The 18,142-nt window shown below is 45.6% G+C and carries 12 protein-coding genes and 1 other RNA gene; 10 read left to right on the plus strand and 3 right to left on the minus strand.

Annotation, left to right across the window (positions count from 1 at the left end; all coding sequences use genetic code 11):
- The first annotated feature begins 69 nt into the window (after positions 1-69).
- Entirely contained in the window at positions 70-936 is an 867-nt protein-coding gene (locus tag J2S36_RS00965) for a PHP domain-containing protein (RefSeq protein ID WP_309954650.1), read from the plus strand.
- On the plus strand, positions 926-1,543 hold the full coding sequence (locus J2S36_RS00970) for a MarC family protein (RefSeq protein ID WP_309954651.1): 618 nt from the start codon (positions 926-928) through the stop codon (positions 1,541-1,543). Before J2S36_RS00965 ends, J2S36_RS00970 begins: the two co-directional genes overlap by 11 nt.
- Before the next feature lie 111 nt (positions 1,544-1,654).
- Here the strand turns inward: J2S36_RS00970 and J2S36_RS00975 are convergent, their stop codons facing one another.
- A complete protein-coding gene (locus J2S36_RS00975) occupies positions 1,655-3,253 on the minus strand; it encodes a DEAD/DEAH box helicase (protein ID WP_309954652.1) in 1,599 nt (532 codons plus the stop codon).
- A gap of 54 nt (positions 3,254-3,307) precedes the next feature.
- Positions 3,308-3,532 (minus strand): DUF3107 domain-containing protein, encoded by a 225-nt coding sequence (locus J2S36_RS00980; protein ID WP_309954653.1) that lies wholly within the window; start codon positions 3,530-3,532, stop codon positions 3,308-3,310.
- A 471-nt stretch (positions 3,533-4,003) separates the two neighbouring features.
- On the opposite strand from J2S36_RS00980, the gene J2S36_RS00985 reads away from it, so the two are divergent.
- Together J2S36_RS00985 and J2S36_RS00990 are read left to right on the plus strand one after the other, a co-directional pair.
- Positions 4,004-7,276 carry a PD-(D/E)XK nuclease family protein gene (locus J2S36_RS00985; RefSeq protein ID WP_309954655.1) on the plus strand — a complete coding sequence of 1,091 codons (3,273 nt, stop codon included), beginning with the start codon at positions 4,004-4,006 and terminating at the stop codon, positions 7,274-7,276.
- The gene (locus J2S36_RS00990) at positions 7,273-11,061 is read left to right on the plus strand and encodes an ATP-dependent helicase (RefSeq protein WP_309954658.1); all 3,789 of its coding nucleotides are present in this window, start codon (positions 7,273-7,275) and stop codon (positions 11,059-11,061) included. Before J2S36_RS00985 ends, J2S36_RS00990 begins: the two co-directional genes overlap by 4 nt.
- 12 nt (positions 11,062-11,073) lie before the next feature.
- On the opposite strand, the gene J2S36_RS00995 is transcribed toward J2S36_RS00990, so the two are convergent.
- Positions 11,074-12,078 (minus strand): phosphotransferase, encoded by a 1,005-nt coding sequence (locus J2S36_RS00995; protein WP_309954660.1) that lies wholly within the window; start codon positions 12,076-12,078, stop codon positions 11,074-11,076.
- Between the two features lie 261 nt (positions 12,079-12,339).
- Between J2S36_RS00995 and prfB the strand changes: the two genes are divergently transcribed.
- From prfB to ssrA, 6 genes are all read left to right on the plus strand, one after another.
- Complete coding sequence (prfB, locus tag J2S36_RS01000) at positions 12,340-13,476, plus strand: peptide chain release factor 2 (RefSeq protein ID WP_309954662.1); 1,137 nt, start codon at positions 12,340-12,342, stop codon at positions 13,474-13,476.
- 91 nt (positions 13,477-13,567) lie between these two features.
- Entirely contained in the window at positions 13,568-14,257 is a 690-nt protein-coding gene (ftsE, locus tag J2S36_RS01005; RefSeq protein ID WP_309954664.1) for a cell division ATP-binding protein FtsE, read from the plus strand.
- Positions 14,257-15,165, plus strand: a complete 909-nt coding sequence (gene ftsX / locus J2S36_RS01010; protein ID WP_309954666.1) for a permease-like cell division protein FtsX — start codon at positions 14,257-14,259, stop codon at positions 15,163-15,165. The genes ftsE and ftsX overlap by 1 nt, the downstream gene beginning before the upstream one ends.
- A 77-nt stretch (positions 15,166-15,242) precedes the next feature.
- Positions 15,243-16,586: a peptidoglycan DD-metalloendopeptidase family protein gene (locus J2S36_RS01015; RefSeq protein WP_309954668.1), complete on the plus strand. Its 1,344-nt coding sequence runs from the start codon at positions 15,243-15,245 to the stop codon at positions 16,584-16,586.
- A gap of 225 nt (positions 16,587-16,811) precedes the next feature.
- Complete coding sequence (smpB, locus tag J2S36_RS01020) at positions 16,812-17,348, plus strand: SsrA-binding protein SmpB (protein WP_309954670.1); 537 nt, start codon at positions 16,812-16,814, stop codon at positions 17,346-17,348.
- Between the two features lie 285 nt (positions 17,349-17,633).
- Positions 17,634-18,014, plus strand: a transfer-messenger RNA (tmRNA) gene (ssrA, locus tag J2S36_RS01025).
- The last annotated feature ends 128 nt before the right edge of the window (positions 18,015-18,142 follow it).

Consider the following 18,142-nt stretch of genomic DNA (forward strand, 5'->3'; position numbering starts at 1 on the left):
ACGGCGGATCATCTCGAATTGCGGTAAATTAGTGAATTATGCTCATCGTCATTTTGTTCGGAGTTGCTCATGCGTATTGATCTACACACTCACTCAAATGTGTCTGATGGCACCGACTCTCCAAACGAACTCGTGAAAAAAGCGAAAGCTGCTGGTTTGGATGTACTCGGACTTACCGACCATGACACTATCGGTGGATGGAATGCGGCTGTGAAAGCTGCAAAACAGGAGCAGATCTGCCTCGTGCGTGGAATGGAAACAACTACCAATTATGATGGCGTGATCGTACATTTATTAGCGTATTTATTTGACCCGAATCATCCGAAGCTGCAAGAACACTTCCTGAGAATGCGCAGCGGGCGCCGCGATCGTGTGCAAGAAATGGCTTGCCGGTTAGCTGCAGACTATCCCATTAGTGTCGAGCGTATTTTGGCTAGTGCAGGAGCAGAAGGTACACTTGGGCGTCCGCATCTGGCTGATGAACTGGTACGGATCGGGGTAATCGCGAATCGTTCGCAGGCATTTGCCGAGATCATTAAACCTGGATCGAAATATTATGTGCGCAATGAATCTCCAAATTTGCTTGATTTTGTGGGCTGGATCCGAGAAGCAGGTGGAAAATCCGTTATTGCGCATCCAAAGGCGCCAGCTCGCGGAAAGATACTAAGTGATGCAGGAATTCGCGAAAGTGCGGCTGCCGGATTATTTGGGATCGAAATCGCCCATCGTGATAATGCCGATAGCGAACGAGCAGGGCTGAAGCGGCTAGCTGATGAGCTTGGGTTAGCAGAATTTGGTTCAAGCGACTATCATGGCGCGGGGAAGCCAAATAGGATCGGCGAGAATACCACATGCGAAGATGTTTACCGAGAATTGATTCGCGACGTATACCTGCCAGTTATTTCAGCGTGTGAAGAAGGAACGAATGGGATTTGATTTAGCACTTTTTGGTTCGGCATTTGCAACGATGATTGTGATTGTCGATCCTTTTGGAAATCTTCCCATTTTTATGTCGCTGACGGCGCGCACTTCGGAAAAGCAAAGACGGCGTACTGCTTTCGTCGCGAATATGATTGCACTGATTTTGCTGCTCATATTCGGATTTTTTGGGGCGCAAATGTTTAGTGCGCTTGATATCAGCATCCAGGCGCTGCAAATCTCGGGTGGCTTATTGTTATTGATTGTTTCGCTGCAATTATTGACGGGCGAAGAGTCAGATCCAGGAGCAGAAACTGGCTCAATCAATGCTGCATTTGTGCCTCTCGGCACGCCATTAATCGCAGGGCCTGGCGGGATCGTAGCTTTTATGCTATTAATTGGGCGCGCGCAAGGATCAGTATTAAGTCTGGCTACCGTGACGTTAGCGCTAGTTTTGGTGATCTTTATTTCCTGGGCAACGATGTATTTTGCTACTCCGATCATGAAAGCACTCGGCGATTCCGGGGTAATGCTTTTAACTAGACTCTCAGGCATGTTGCTTGCTGCGATCGCAGTGCAGCTGATGATCGAAGGCGTGATCGGAGTGGTTAAAAATTTCTTTTAAGGATATAGATCTTTTGATCTGCAATCTTTTTGAAAGTAAAGCATCCGATAACTGAAATTGTGGCTGCGCAATTTATTTGCACAACCACAATATTGAGCCAGTTAGGGCGCATTAATCTTTGCTGATGTCAGTTCTGATACGACGGCGGTTGCGTGGTTTACGACCGTGTTTTTCTCCAGTGCTGTTTGTACTCGGTGAGTTATTTGGAGTAGCTTCTGCAGCAGAGTTTTTATGGATTCGTTTGCGTGTACGATTACGTTTCCGCGCGGTTCCTGCAGATTTGTCTATATCTTTTCTGCTGCGGTTTTCGCTGTTTTTGTGTGTGCCACGCCCAGTTTCGCCCAGATCTTCAACAGCTTCCGCCGTCAGTCCTGCACGTACACGTTGATTATAGGGAAGTTTTCCAGTTACATCATTTGGGATATTGAGATCGGAATAGAGATGCTCTGAGGTGTGGTACGTCTCAACAGGAGTGGGGAAGTTGAGATTCAAGGCCTTATTTATCATCGCCCATCGCGGGGTGTCTTCCCAGTCTACGAAGGTGATCGCGGTGCCATTATGACCTGCTCTACCAGTGCGTCCGATCCTGTGCAAATATGTTTTTTCATCTTCTGGGCATTGATAATTTACTACATGCGTAACGTTATCGATGTCAATTCCTCGTGCAGCTACATCAGTGGCTACGAGGATATCGATTTTTCCTTTGCGGAATGCGCGTAATGCACGTTCACGAGCGCCTTGCCCCAAATTTCCATGTAAAGCGCCAGCGGCAAATCCGCGTGTTTCAAGCTCATCTGTAAGCTGGCCAGCCTGACGCTTTGTTTTGGTAAAAATAATCGTCAATCCACGGTTGCGAGCCTGCAGGATCCGTGAGATCACTTCGGGCTTATTCATTTCATGGCAACGATAAATTACTTGTTGTACTGTCTGTACGGTAGAAGACGAATCGTTTGGATCTTGCGCACGAATATGGGTGGGATGGTTCATATAACGCCGTGCCATTGCGATAACAGCGCCGGGCATGGTGGCAGAGAAAAGCATTGTGTGCCGATTCGGAGAGGTGGCTGAGAGGATCGTTTCGACGTCTTCAAGGAATCCAAGATCAAGCATTTCGTCAGCTTCATCTAGTACCACCGTCTGCACATGCGATAAATCTAAGGAACCGTTTTTCTGCAAATCGATCAGACGTCCAGGAGTGCCGACAACGATTTCAACGCCGCGTTTGAGTTCTGCTTGCTGTGGTTCGTAAGCAATCCCGCCGTAGACTTCCATGATTCGCAAAGAAAGATGCTTTGCGGCAGCTCTTAAATCACCAGCAACCTGCTTTGCAAGCTCACGGGTGGGGAGCACGATCAGACCTTGTGGTGCGCCAGGGCGAGCCAAGTCATTGAAAGCAGGATTTGCGGGCGCGATAATGTTTTCGAGCATCGGCAGACCGAAACCGAAGGTTTTACCGGTACCAGTTTTCGCCTGACCGATAATATCTGCGCGCTTTAGCGCAATCGGTAAAGTGAGAGCCTGGATCGGAAAAGGGTGGGTGATGCCTTGGGCTGCTAAAGCTTCGACGATTGGAGCAGAAAGTCCGAAGTCTGCGAAGCTTTTTTGTGCGGAACCAAGTTCGGCAGCTGCACCTGTGATATCGGCTGCTGGCGGTGTTGGATTCGGAGCTTTTGCCTGTGCGGAATCTACGATTCCAGATATTTTCGTCATTATTTATTTTCTTAGTAGTATTTTGCTGGTTTTTAAGTGTGAGACGTGCTTGTTTTAGATAAAGCCAAAACCTACACGGCGTTGTTCTTCTTTTGCGACACGGATATAGCCGATAGCAGCGCCGGGAATAATGGTGGTGGAACCGTCAGCGCCGGTAATTTCTAAATATTTCGAGCTAGCTAGGGTATCGGAAATTTTTGCTTTTAATTCTTCGTAGTTAAGTTCTGTTTCGATCGTGAGTGGTGCGGCTGCGTCACGAATTCCAATTGTGAGTTCCATTTTTTCCTTCCGTCTTACATCTTGGCTGTTGCTGATCCGCGTTGTACAAGAAATTTGTTGCTCAAGAACGGGATGAGCATTCTGCTGACACTGAAAGATGCAAACTAAAGGGATTTTCGGTAGCCGATGATCTGCTATAGCTTGCAAGCTTTCACTTTTCCTGTGGCTAGTATAGCTGGTTTGTAAGGCATGGAGTATCGTAGCTGGCTGATATCGCTTGGAGAGGAAGCGGGAGCAGAAAAGAAAATTCATCCGGAATGCTGATTTGCTACCGTTAATTTTCTTTTTTTGGTGTATTTACCTGCGGTTTTTCTGATTTTATGGAAAAGGCAAGGTAAATTTCGATGAGGGGTACTTTATAGTTAAAAGCAGGTAAAGCAATCGGTGATTTGGTGTGATGATCAACTTTACTGATTTGTAGTGAATTGTATCGGAAGAATTTAGTAACGGATCGAGAGTGAGGGGAGTGTAATGGCGGAGTTTTGGCTAGATGAATCACAAAAGGCAGTTTTGAGTCGGTACTCAAAAAGAGGTGCTTTGAGTGTATTTGGAGCTCCAGGCAGCGGCAAAAGCTATACTGTGCGCGCCCTTGTCACGGATTCACTGACAGTTGATCCACAATCAAAAATTGTGGTTTTGACTACGAACCGGCGTTCAGCATCTGAATTACGAAACCAACTTTCATTGGATTTAGGAGGATTACCGCAAAACGTGGAGGTGCGGTCTTTAGCTGCTTTTGCGTATGCGATAGTGGCACGTTTTGCGCAGTTTTCCAATCGGCGAAGTCCGGAATTGATTACTGGTCCAGATCAGGATGCGATTTTGAAAGAGGCCTTTGATATTGCATTTTCTGGATTACCAAGCAAGTTAGATCTAAGCCGTAGCGGGATTCCAAATATCTCGGCTGAGATTGCTTCCTTACCTGCATTTCGAGCAGATTTTCGGGATTTTATTACGCGTGCTGCCGAACTGCAATTAACTAGTTCCGAATTGAGTAGCTTAGCTGAGAAACACGAGATCCCAATTTGGGAGTTAGGAGCGCAGCTACTTGATACTTATGAGAATATGCTTGCTTCTGCTGCGGGAGTTACACACGCTCACCCCGATCGGGTAGATCATGCCCGGCTAATTTCGTTGGCTACGCGAGATTTACAAATTTGGCGCAATGAGATTCGCAAGGATGGACGAAATATCATTGCAAAGCAGATGCCGCATTGGAATCTGGTGATAGTAGATGATGTGCAAAATGCTCCTTTATCGATTTTAGAGTTGCTCCGTCAATTACAGAAAGACGGGGCGAAAATCGTAACTTTTGGCGATCCAGATACAGCAATTGAAGGTTATCGTGGGGGGATTGCATATCTGCCATTGCTTTTCACCCGTTCGCCACAGGAAAAAGGGCTGGGAGCAGAGCGGGTGACGCTGGAAAAAAGTTATCGGATAAACGATGAAATTGCGCGGGTAGCTTCCCAGATCCAAGCGGCAATACATACTGCCGGGGGCGGGACTCATCGCCAGGCGATACAAGATGCGGTTGCTGTTTCAGCAAAGTCCGATAATAATGTAAATGCATTGGCATATACTTTCGTGACCGAACGAGCACAAATTGCGTATATCGCTAATGAGTTCAAACGCTTGCATCTTGAGCAAGGGGTGAAATATCGCGATATGGCGGTAATTACCCGTTCTGCTGCTGAACATGCCAGATTACGGCGATTATTTGGAGAATTTCAGGTAAATGTAGCACCTGAAATAGCTACTTTGCCATTACGGGAAGCGCCTTTAGTGCGTGATTTGATTCAACTCATTGCACTCGGAATTGAATATGAATCAGAGCAAATATCGGTAAGCATTGATGAAGTGCTTACCGGCAGGTTATTTAGCTATCCAGATTCGCGGATTCGGCGGATCATCCGTGAATTGCATGGCTGGGAATTACATCAAGCTGGTATGCGTACCGGAAGAGAAATCCTGAACGATATTACGCTGCATCCTGATAATGAAATTTATGCAAAAATACCTGAACTGGAAAAGATTGCGCAGATTCTGAACATTATCAAGCAATCAAATGAACGAGGCGAGAGCGCGCAAAGGATCCTCTGGAGCATTTGGGAGCAACTGGATTTAGCACAAGAGTTGCAAGCCCAAGCATTGAGTAGTTCAGAAAACGCGAGTAGCGCAAATGATGAATTAGATGCAGTAATGCAGTTGTTTCGATTCGTACAGCGAATTTCTGAGCGTGAAGCGGAAACTACTACTTTGGCACGGTTGCTTACATTGCTTGAAGTACAAGATCTGCCTGAGGATTCAATTGCGAAATCAGGTGATAATCTCGATCAGATCGCTTTGACCACTGCCGTATCAACAGTCGCCAAAACGTGGAAATATGTGGCTGTTGTGAATATTAATGACGGCAATTGGCCAAATTTGAAGCTACGTAACCCGCTCACACGTGTACCAGAGTTGAGCTCGCTCGTGATTCACTCCTTGATCGCTGGAGAAACAGTAAAAGCGCGTACATTGCTTAGTGAGGTAGTCGATGATGAACTGCGGATGTTGCTGATGGCAGTTACTCGTGCATCAGAAAAGCTGTATTTATCTGCCGTAGATTCAAACGAGAGTAACCCATCTGCCTTCTTCAGTTTGCTTACAACAAGCTCAGAAGTGGATGCGGATACTGTAGAAGTATTAGAGGAAAAAAAAGAAAAGAATTTAGCAGCTAAATTTACTGGGAAGATCCCGGTGCAACACATCACTGCAGAGATCAGAGCGATCCAATATGAAAATGAATTGGGAAGTTTAAGGCAGGTGGTGCGATATGGTTCATTACAAATGCAAGAAGAAGCGAAGCAGTTGATTGCGTCCTTACAGATCAGAAAGAATTCTGTACTTGGAGAAAAGAATAATTCTTTGGATTGGGTCGATGAATTATCGCTTACTTCAGAATTCCAGATCCCCGGAAAAGCTGTTGTGAATCCATCAAAAGTAGAGACGTATCTGAAATGCCCATTGCATGGATTCTTGCAACAAATTGGAGCAAGAGCCGATGATGAATCAGCAATGCATTTAGAAACAGGATCACTGATTCACGCTATTTGTGAGAAATTTCCAAATGGTGGCATATCCGAGATGATTGAAATGCTAGATGAAATCTGGAGCGAATACTTCCCAGATCTGGCAGCGCAAAAGTATGCAGATAAACGGTCAGCTATGATTGAAATGTTGAAACGATATGATGAATACGCAAAACAACACATTGATGCATTGAAATATGTGGAAGTGCCTGCAAAATATATTGGAAATGATTTCGATGTATACGCACGGATCGACCGGATCGAATCAAGTCTCAGTTCTCCAGAGCACGCAAAAATCATCGATTTTAAGACTTCAAAATTTATCCCATCTGCTGTAAAAGTGCAGGATAATGCGCAACTTCGGGTGTATCAATGGCTGATAAATAATGGTTGCGTTGTGAATCCAGAGAGTGGAAAGAAATTTGCTGAAAGCATTGGTGCCACATTGTGTTTTGTGGGCAGAGGAAATAGTGCAAAAGAGCAGACACAAAATCCACTCAATGAAATCCAAATGGCAGAAGTAAGTGCGCAAATAGCAGAAGTTGCGGAAACTGTGAAAGGTCCGTATTTTCTAGCAGCAGCGGAAAGCGATTTATGTAATCGAGGTCAGAATAGCTGCGTATTCCAGACGATCTGCCCAGCTTATAGTGGAAAACGGATATTCTCATGAGAAATAAAATTAATTATTCAGATTTTGCGGCCACACTTGAATTTCCACCGACTGATGAGCAAGCTGAAGTGATCACCTCACAGGCGCCATCAATTTTAGTAATTGCGGGTGCCGGATCAGGCAAAACTACTACAATGAGCCAGAGGATTGCATGGAAAATAGTCTCTGGGCAAGTTCGGCCAGAGCAAGTACTTGGTCTTACTTTTACCAACAAAGCAGCAAGCGAATTAGCTGAAAGTACATACTCAGAGATTGAAAATGCCAGAAAAACTCTGCGCTTAGTGCATGCTACAGAAAACGATGCAGAAAATAATAATGAGAGCACTAATGATCTTGTCAGTCAGTTGGAATCGGAGGATCTATTTACAGCAAATCTAGATGCCCGCTCTAGAGCTGATGCCGATTCCCGCCAAGAAGATCTTGAGCAGAAAGCAGTGGAACGAAATCGGGCTTTAGACCAGATCGCTACAAACCTACATGAAGATCTTCTCCGTCCCACAATTAGTACTTATAACGCATTTGCTTCCGAGATCGCTGGATCGTATGCCATGCTGATTGGGGAAGATCCACGTGCACGCTTGATCAATCAAGCTGAGCGTTGGCAAATTATGGAAAAAATCGTGCAAGAGCTAGAAATATCGGCAGAATTCCGTGAGATATTACGAGAAAAGAGCGATTCTGCAGATACAGCTATTAAGGTTTCACTCAATCTGGCTGCCGCAATTATTGATAATCTGATCGATATTGAGACACTGCGTGAATATTTGGAAAATGAAATTCAGATAATTTCTGATCTTGAAGCAGCCGGAAATTTTCGCGGAAAACCTTTTACTAAGACTGAAGCGTCTAAAGGATTTGCGAAATTGAAAGATGCGCCAGCAAGCTTAAAGTATCGCTTGGCTGTGCTTCCGTATGTTGAAGCATATTTTAAGTACAAAAGAGAAAACAGTTTAATCGAGTTTGCCGACCAAATCTCTTGGGCAACGCGGATTTTACAAGCTGCACCGGAAGTCGGAAAAAAGTTACGTGAACAATATAAACTGATTCTGCTTGATGAATATCAAGATACCTCTGTGAATCAAGCCCTTTTTCTTTCACAGGCTTTCAAAGGAGCAGAATCAGTTTGTGCCGTGGGAGACCCAAATCAAGCCATTTATGGATGGCGTGGTGCAAGTGCAAATGCATTGGTTGATTTTGTGAAACAATTCAACGTGGCAAAAAATCACCAGCTAACTCTCTATACATCATTTCGTAATCCGCGCAGTGTGCTGCGAGTAGCAAACCGAATTACGCAAGGATTTGCCCAAGAAGTTTCCCCACATCTGCTTTACGAAGACTTCAATGAAATTGCTGAAATCGGCCGACCTTGGATCGATGAGCCAATCGTGCCAGCAGGAAAAGCAGCACTTGAACTTCCGATACTTAAGGCTCAGCCGAAAGCAATAAACGGAAACGTGATACATGTGCATCGGCATCTTCGGTCAGAATCTTACCAAGCAATGGCAGCACAAATTGCGAAAGATTTTGCTGTAATAACGAAAAAACGTTTCGCAAATTCGGATAGTACAGCCCCTACCGGCGCGGTACTAGTGCGTGCCAATAAGCATAAAGAAGACGTTGCTGCAGCGCTTAAAGCGGCTGGTCTTGAATATGAAATCGTTGGTGGAACTCCAGTAATCACAATGCCAGAAATTCGTGCAATCCGCTCCTTACTCAAATTGAGCGTGAGTGATACATGCAACGACAGTCTCGTATATTTATTCAACTACTTTGCACTGGGTGCAGCTGATATCAATGCATTTGCTGATCTTCGCAGATTAGTTAAACAAAAAATGGCAGCAGAATCACCGGATAAAAAATCACAGCACGCAAACCTGATGGATGTATTTGCGATATTCGAAGCTGAACTCAATAGTGAAGACAGCAAACAAAATCGTGCTGATAATGAATTCCGAACTAATTGCAAAGAAAACGCCGCAATTTACGCAGCAGCTAAAGCAAGTATTACCAGTGCAGGAATCGAACGCATCAACTATATTGCAACTTGCGTTGCAAAGTTAAAAGAGAATCGGAATCTACAAATTCCGATTATGATTCAGAAATCCGTAGAGCTATTACAACTTCCAATTTTGATTGCTTCCCGGATTGAAGGACAAGCCAAAATACGCAGTGCGATCAATATTTTCTCCCAGCTCAGTGCGGATTACTGTGCTGCAGATACTGGACGCAAACTTGCAGGATTCCTTTCGTGGATCGATGAAGTTGAAGCCCAAGAGAATGTGGGGCAAGAAAAAGAAGGCGATGATAGTGCGCTCGTTGAAGTACTTGATGGTGAAGTACAAATACCTGGGAAAGTCACTATCCTTACCATTCATGCTGCAAAAGGATTGCAATGGGATGTAGTTGCAATTCCGGAATTAGTGGCAGGGGGAATCGATACGGGAGCAAATAAAGGCTTAGCACCGTGGCATACAACATCGAAAAAATTCCCAGATCCGTTGCGTGCAGATGCTGACTATATCCCATACTTATCGATCCAGGATATTTCATTCTGCAGTGAAGATTTGAAGTTACAAAAAGGCGAAGCAGCATGCAGATACTATGACTACCTCAACCGAAAACTTCCCAAATATTATAGTGACGAGCAGCGCAGACTTGCTTATGTAGCATTTACACGCCCAAAGTATTCACTCATCCTTGCCTCTCACGAATATGAGAGCAGACAAAAAGTCATGCAAATTGTAGAAAAAAGCAATACAAAAACTGGCAGCTGGCAGCCAGCCGAGTTGAGCACTTTTCTCAACGAACTTCTTTCCAAAACGCTGCAATCAGAAAAAAACGAACCAGATTATTGCATCCCAGACCCAGGAAATGAGCCGATTTTTGCAACAAAAGAAGAATTTCAAACCTGGGCAGAAACTCTGAACAATTCAACATCTTCAGAAAATCAAGCAAATACAGCGAAATACTGGCCACGAGATGTGAATCGGGAATTAATCTCGCCAGAACACAAGGATTTCCAAATTCCAGACGAGAAAAGTGCAGCAGCTCTAACCGAAATTAGCTCACATATTCTATTGCTCAATGCAGAAACAAACGAATCAACCCAGCTCGAACAAGAAATACCATACTTTACCGCCTCGGGAATTGTATCTCTGATTTCAGACGCGGAAACTTTCATCCGCATGCAACAACGCCCAATTCCAACAGAACCAAACGAAAGCGCAAGACGCGGCGCTCTCGTGCACGCGAAAATCGCACAATACTTCGAAAAACCACAATATTTTAATATTGACGAAATCGCAGGCCCAAATGAAATGAAAATCGATCCTGAGCTAATCCAGGAAGATCGCAAAGCACAAAAGCTCTTTACTCGATTTACACAAAGTCGCTTCGCAAACCTCAAACCAATTGCCATCGAACAAAGCGTCGAACTAGTAATTGCCGGGATACCAGTGCGTTGCGTAATAGACGCCGTATTCGATACAACACAAATTCCAGATGCGCCACCAGTAACAATCGTTGACTGGAAGACAGGAAAACGCCCAAATCAAGCCGATATAGCTGCACGGCAATCCCAGCTAACGCTTTACCGCTACGCATGGTCACACTCCACCGGTATCCCGATCGATCAAATTGATACATGTTTCGTATACCTCGGAGAAGACGATACTGCAAAACGTGAATTGCGGATCCCTCCGATGAACAAAGAAGAGTTAGAAACAAAAATTATGAACCAACTTGCTCACATCGGGAGCAGCAGCAAAGGTGATGAAACACAATAAAATATTCACTAATCAAGAATCAGTATCAAAACTAGCGCCAGTAGCCTTCTCCGCAGTGAATTGGGAATTGGAAAGATCCACTTCCCAATTCGGACCAGGTGCAAGCTGAGGATCAAGCTCAATGTCAAAAGCTAAAGTTTTGAGCATATCCTCAGCTTGCTCAATAATCTCAAAATCATTATTCCGAATCCCATGCATCAGCCAGCGTAATAATGCAAACTCACTAAGCAAATTTGCACGCTGTAAAAACTCAGAAGAAATCTGTTTACCGAGCGCATTCTGATACGACTCCAGCACTGCAGCAAAATTCTCTTCACTTAAATCTGCAAGCAACAAAGCAAAATCGGCAGCAGGATCTCCCACATGCGCTTCACCAAAACCAAGTACACAAGAAATATGTTGCTCCGACCAAAGTACATTCTCATCGGCAAAATCGCCATGAGTTACGCGCGGCATAAAATTCCATAATGTGCCGTCCTCAAGCATATCGCGCCAGCGTCTGCGCAATATTGCAGGAACCTCCGCATGAGCATCAGCATCCGAAAGTTCTGCCAACAAACGTTGGCGGCAAGTCTGTGCAGAATAAACCGGCATACCTGCACGCTCGATCACATGTGGTGAAAGAGAATGGATCGCGGCCAGCGCACGCCCCAAATCATGAGCAGCTGAAATATCCAGAGAGTCAAAACTCAAACTCTTCCCAATCGGAGCGCGATGAACCATCGCCCGTCCCGATTTCACCTTCGCAAATCCAGCTGGACGCAGTACATCAAAAGGGAGATTTCCGGCACGCAATTCTTGCAATAAAAAATCTGAAATGCTTGCTTCGGCCTCAAGAACCGTACCTGCATGTGGATTACGCGGAAACTTCACTACCCAACTTTGCCCATTGGAATCAAGTAAACCAGTTACAGCAAAATCCATATTCTGCGAAATCGGCGCCTGAATACCAACCACACGTAAACCATCAATCGCTGCCACAGCGAGAGCCGCTAAATGCAAAGAAAAATTACTCACCCCTATACGGTAACTGTGCCTGCGGGAAAAATGGGAATCACACACCGGGTAAACAAAATCCTCCGAAAAATAATGCAGAAAAGGAAAGAGACACGCGGTAAGTACATGCCAAAACTAATCCGAAGCATCCGATCGATAGCGCGAAACAAAGCTACAAAAAGTAGCTCAAGCAACATAAAACGCGCTTCGCCTATGAGCATTATGCGCAAAGATGACACTTCAATACCGAAAATACAACAAAATAGCGTAGACTAGGCAGACGTGGCACGAGATTATAATGAAGAGATTTCCCAATTACGGCACACTTATGAACAAATTGCTGCCGTCAGTGATATTGAACGACTTAACCAGCAAGTAGCGCAACTTACGCAAGAATCTGCTGCGCCCGATTTGTGGAACGATCCAGAAGCTGCGCAAGCGGTCACTTCAAAACTTTCACATGCACAATCAAAAATTGACAAACTCAACGCACTGCATGGAAAACTAGATGATCTCCAAACATTAAACGAGATGGCTGAAGAAGAAGCAATCACGGACGCTGAAAGCGCGCAAATGCTATATGCAGAACTTGATGCCGAACTCCAAAAGCTCTCCACTGAATTAGCCGATCTGCAAGTGAAAACACTCCTCTCTGGAGAATACGACGAGCGCAATGCCGTAGTTACGATCCGCTCTGGAGCTGGTGGCACCGAAGCTGCAGACTGGGCGCAGATGCTGCAAAGAATGTATCTGCGTTGGGCTGAACGCAATGGATACACCACAAAAGTACTTGATACTTCATACGCTGAAGAAGCCGGGATCAAATCCACTACATTTGAAGTCGCAGCACCATACGCCTACGGTACACTTTCAGTGGAAGCAGGAACACATCGGCTCGTGCGAATTTCACCATTCGATAACCAAGGGCGTCGGCAAACCTCATTCGCAGCCGTTGAAGTAATTCCACTTATCGAAACCACCGACCATATCGAAATTCCCGAAACGGATCTGAAAATCGATGTATTTCGCTCCTCAGGGCCGGGTGGGCAAAGCGTGAATACCACAGATTCAGCCGTCCGCATGACACACCTCCCAACCGGGATCGTGGTGTCAATGCAAGACGAAAAATCGCAGATTCAAAATCGCGCTGCAGCATTGCGCGTGCTCCAGTCACGACTACTGCAAATGCGGCGTGAAGAAGAAAATGCAAAAAAGAAAGAACTCGCAGGTGACGTAAAAGCGGCATGGGGAGACCAAATGCGCTCGTACGTGCTTCACCCATACCAAATGGTGAAGGATTTACGCACCGGCCATGAAGTTGGAAATGTGGAAGGGGTATTCGACGGCGATATCAATGGCTTTATCGAAGCAGGAATCCGTTGGCGTAACGCTCAAGATCGCGAAACAGAATCAGCGTAAATTTTTATTCTTTCGGCGTGCCTAAATGCAATAGTTTTATTCTTCAATAGGGTAGATAACGATTTTATAACTGCAATTGCAATTGAAGAACATGATTACATTTGAAAACGTAACGAAATTGTACGAAAAAGGTGCTGCACCTGCGCTGAATGATGTCACTGTCAATATTGACCGTGGCGAATTTGCCTTTCTCGTTGGCGCTTCCGGATCTGGAAAATCGACGATGCTCTCGCTGATTTCTGCCGAAGTGCGCCCTACAGCTGGAAAAGTATTTGTTTTAGGGAAGAACCTGAACAAAGTTTCACAGCGGCGAGTCCCGTTACTGCGGAGGAAAATCGGTACCGTTTTCCAGGATTTTCGACTTCTGCCGGACGCGAATGTAGCTGAAAATATTGCATTAGCAATGCAAGTGATCGGGAAACCGAAGCATCACATTCGGAAAGAACTTCCATACGTGCTTGAACTTGTTGGTCTAGATGGCAAGGAACGCCGGAGAATGAACGAACTTTCTGGTGGAGAAAAGCAGCGTGTAGCAATTGCGCGGGCAATGATCAACCGTCCAGACCTACTTCTCGCTGACGAGCCCACCGGGAACCTTGATTTTCAAACAGCACTTGGGATCATGAAGCTACTAGATCGGATCAACCGGCAAGGCACAACTGTTGTCATGGCTACACATGATCGTGAAATCGTAAACCAGATGCGCAAACGCGTCATCGAATTAGTTGACGGGCGAGTGGTGCGCGACCAAGAGCGCGGTGCATACGGAGGAATTCACTAATGCGACTACGTTTTATTTTTGCGCAGACCTTCAAAGGAATACGGAGAAATGCGGCGATGGCTTTTTCCGTCACGCTCGTAACTTTCGTTTCCTTACTTTTTGTTGGTGCAGCAGTACTATTGCAAACACAAATCGGGAACCTGAAAAACGACTGGTATGACAAAGTTGAAGTTTCCGCGTTTATGTGCCCTGCAGACTCATCTCGACCGCAATGCGCGGGCGGAGAAGCAACCGAAAAGCAGATCACGGCAATCGATGCATATCTCAAATCTGCCGAACTGAAACCGTATGTGCAAGAAGTCTATTATGAGAATAAAGCTGATGCACTGAAAGCATTCAAAAAGCAAATGGCTGATACTGCATGGGCTGATACAATGACAGAAGCCCAAATGCAGGCATCCTTCCGTGTAAAGCTTGTAAATCCGCAAGAATATCAGGTGGTAGCAGATGCACTTGAAGGTCGCGATGGTGTCGAAGCAGTGATCGATCAACGCGCTCAACTAGAGCCATTATTTAATGTGTTAAACCGATTCACGTTGATTGCTGGAGGTCTTGCAGGAGTCATGATTCTCACGGCGATGCTGCTGATTCCATCCACGATTCGTCTATCAGCAATGTTTCGACGTACAGAAACAGAGATCATGCGTTATGTAGGTGCCACGAATCGAATGATCCAAATGCCGTTCATTCTTGAAGGCGTGCTCGCATCACTCGTGGGCGCAGTATTTGCGACCATAAGCTTATGGGCGATTGTACATTTCTTCATTCAAGATTGGTTTAAGAGCACATGGGTGCAAGTAGTGGATGCGAAAGACGTATTTTTCCTTGCGCCAATTCTCCTCGGTGCAGCGATCATGATCGCTTCGTTTGCATCATTCCTGGCATTGCGGCGCTATACGCGAGTTTGAAAGCTGAATAAATGCGCATCGCGCATCGAGAGATCAGACGGAAAATTGGTAATGGGAAATATTGATTGGGAACGAAAATGAAAGTCAAGATCGGGAAGAATACGATAGCGATCATGTCATCGGTTGCAATCCTTGCTTCTGGAATTACAATCAGCCTCTCAGGGAACATTGCCACCGCTGCGAACCGTGATGACCTAGTAGCGCGTGAAAAAGCACAAGCAAGCGAAATTGAAAAACTAAAATCGCAAATTACCGGGCTTGATGTAAACGTGCAAGAAACTTTCTTGAAACTCACCGAGACAAAAAATAAAATTCCTGGAGCAGAATCCGAATTAGCCAATGCACAATCACAATTATCGGCGGCAGAGCGCGAAGCACAACGCAATGCGGCCGTACTCTCTTCTGCGCAAGCCGAACTTCGCAAAATCAAAAACGAGAAAGAAACAGCTGCTGACGCGAAAGACGACACCCTGAAATCTTTAGGTGCGCTTGCACGAGCAACATACCGCGGCGATGTGGCTCCGTCAGCAATTGAATTAATTATCGGTACAAGCTCGGCTGAAGATTTCATGAACGCTTATCGGGCAAATACTGCAATTGCCCGCACGCAAACGAATGTGCTCGATGCACAGGCAAAAGCAAGTGCGCTTGCTGAAAATAGAGAAGCAAGGCAAAACGCTGTTGAAGCGGTAATCACTAAGCTGAAGCGTGAAGCTGATGCAATTGTGGTGGAACGTGAAGCAACTAAGAAAGACGCAGAGAAAAAACGCGAAAATCTGAACTCCTTACAAAAAGAATACGAGAATCTAGTTGCGCAGTTACAAGGTAAGAAGTCAGATATCGCGGCTTCAATCGAGAAACATAAGCAAGTGCAAGCCGAAATTATGGCTGAGATTGCGGCGATTGATGCAGAAAATCGTCGGCGGGCGGAAGAAGCTGCACGCCGAAAGAAAGCTGGGGAAGGTGGATACTCCGATGGTGGCGGTGTGATCATCACTTCCAGTGACTGGATCCAAACGCCTCTGCCAAAACCACTTCGGATCACTTCTCCTTTTGCCTACCGGATTAATCCTGTATCTGGGCGGTATGAATTTCATCCTGCGATCGATATTGGTTCACAATGTGGCACAACGCAGCGGGCTGGTGCTGCCGGTACGATCACGAGGTTCCGTCATGCATCTGATGGCAATCCGTATGGAAACGCCGTATACATCAATCACGGGATAGTAAATGGCGCAAGTTGGGTCACCTTCCACGCGCATCTTTCCCGAATTGATGTACGTATTGGGCAACATGTAGCAAAAGGAGAGCCAATTGGGTTGACCGGAACTACTGGATGGTCTACTGGCTGCCATTTGCACTATGAGGTTTTCCGTAATGGGAAGCAAATCAATCCAATGTCATTGCCCAGCTTCAACTGATTTTATTTCAAAATTGCGGTATTTACGGGTAGCGTAAAGCGTGCTGATGGTGCTGCAGAAGATATTTTCTGCATCCATACGCATAAAATATGATGCCTTTCTACTGCGGGCAAGAATGTGTTTTAATGGATATCTGGCTCAGAGTAGAAATGAGTGCGGATACAACGCCAATATACATTGGTGCACTGTGTATTTTGATTGTGATGTAATTGTGAGGAGGCTAAAATGGCGAAAAAATCGAATAAATCTGCCGGAAAGCTCACTCCAGCGCAAAAAGCAAAGGCGGAAGCTGACGCAAAAAAGGTGATTGCCCGGAATAAAAAGGCACGGCATGATTACCATATTGATAAAATTTATGAAGCCGGTCTTGTGCTTTCCGGTACCGAAGTAAAGGCGCTACGGATGGGGCGTGCCTCACTGACGGAATCATGGATCGAGTTCGACCGTCGGGGAGAAGCCTGGCTAGTTGGCTGTAATATTCCGATATATGCGATGGGATCATGGACGAATCATGCTCCGACGCAAAAGCGGAAGCTTTTATTACATCAGTACGAGATCGATAATTTGCGTTTGAAAGTGCGTGATAAAGGCACGACGGTAGTACCACTTGAGCTGTATTTTGTACGCGGCAGAGTGAAAATCGAGATTGCTCTTGCACGCGGTAAAAAAGATTGGGATAAGCGCGAGACACTGCGGCGAAAGCAAGATGAACGAGATACTGCGCGCGCAATGTCTGATGCGCATAAGCGTGGGCGTATTTAGCTTTGATTTTGTGAATGTGGTGCGTGAGAGCCGAACTTGGTTGTAGTTTCGCTCTGTGCTGCGGGGAATTGGAAGCGGTATCTGCAGATAACTGCATTTTTAGTAGATGGCTTTGTCATGTTTTTGTTTTGCTGCACATTGCGGCGCGCTAGATTTTATCGAAAGTATGGGCTAGACTGGCTTGCAGGTTAATGCGTTTGCTGAATTAGCTGTTTTCATTGTTGGTGATCTTTTGGTGTTGATAATGGCATGAAGATTCAGCTGGACGAATTGATAACTGAATATGGGGATGATCGGTTTCGACGGTAATGAAGGCCGAAGAGAAGCGGGTAGAGGATGTACAGTCATCTCTTTAACGATTCTGTACGAAAATTAGTTGCAAACAAGCAGCATAACGACTTCGCCCTCGCTGCCTAAGCGCGAGCGCATTTAAAGGAGTCCGTCAGCCTTACGTAGCTTTCGCGTAAGTGAACTGGCGTCGTTTTTATGGAAGCCACTGCGCTGCAGATTTGTTCGTGATTTGCAGTGAACTTTTAGCGAACTAGGTTTGTCAGCAACTTGTTTGCGTGAGTGCTGGAGCCAAAAACAACGTTTAGCAGACTGCACCCGGAGAAGTCTTGGGTATTGCATTATCGGACCAGGGTTCGATTCCCTGCATCTCCACCATTAGGACGCTCATTTTGATACAAAGTATCGAGGTGGGCGTCTTTTGTTGTTGCGGCGGTGTTTGTGCTTGTCAGGGCGGTATTGGTGGTTGTTTTGAGGCGGTTCTTGCCCTGTCTTTGGGGCGTTTG

This window comes from Arcanobacterium hippocoleae (assembly GCF_031456295.1).
GTDB lineage: Bacteria > Actinomycetota > Actinomycetes > Actinomycetales > Actinomycetaceae > Arcanobacterium_A > Arcanobacterium_A hippocoleae.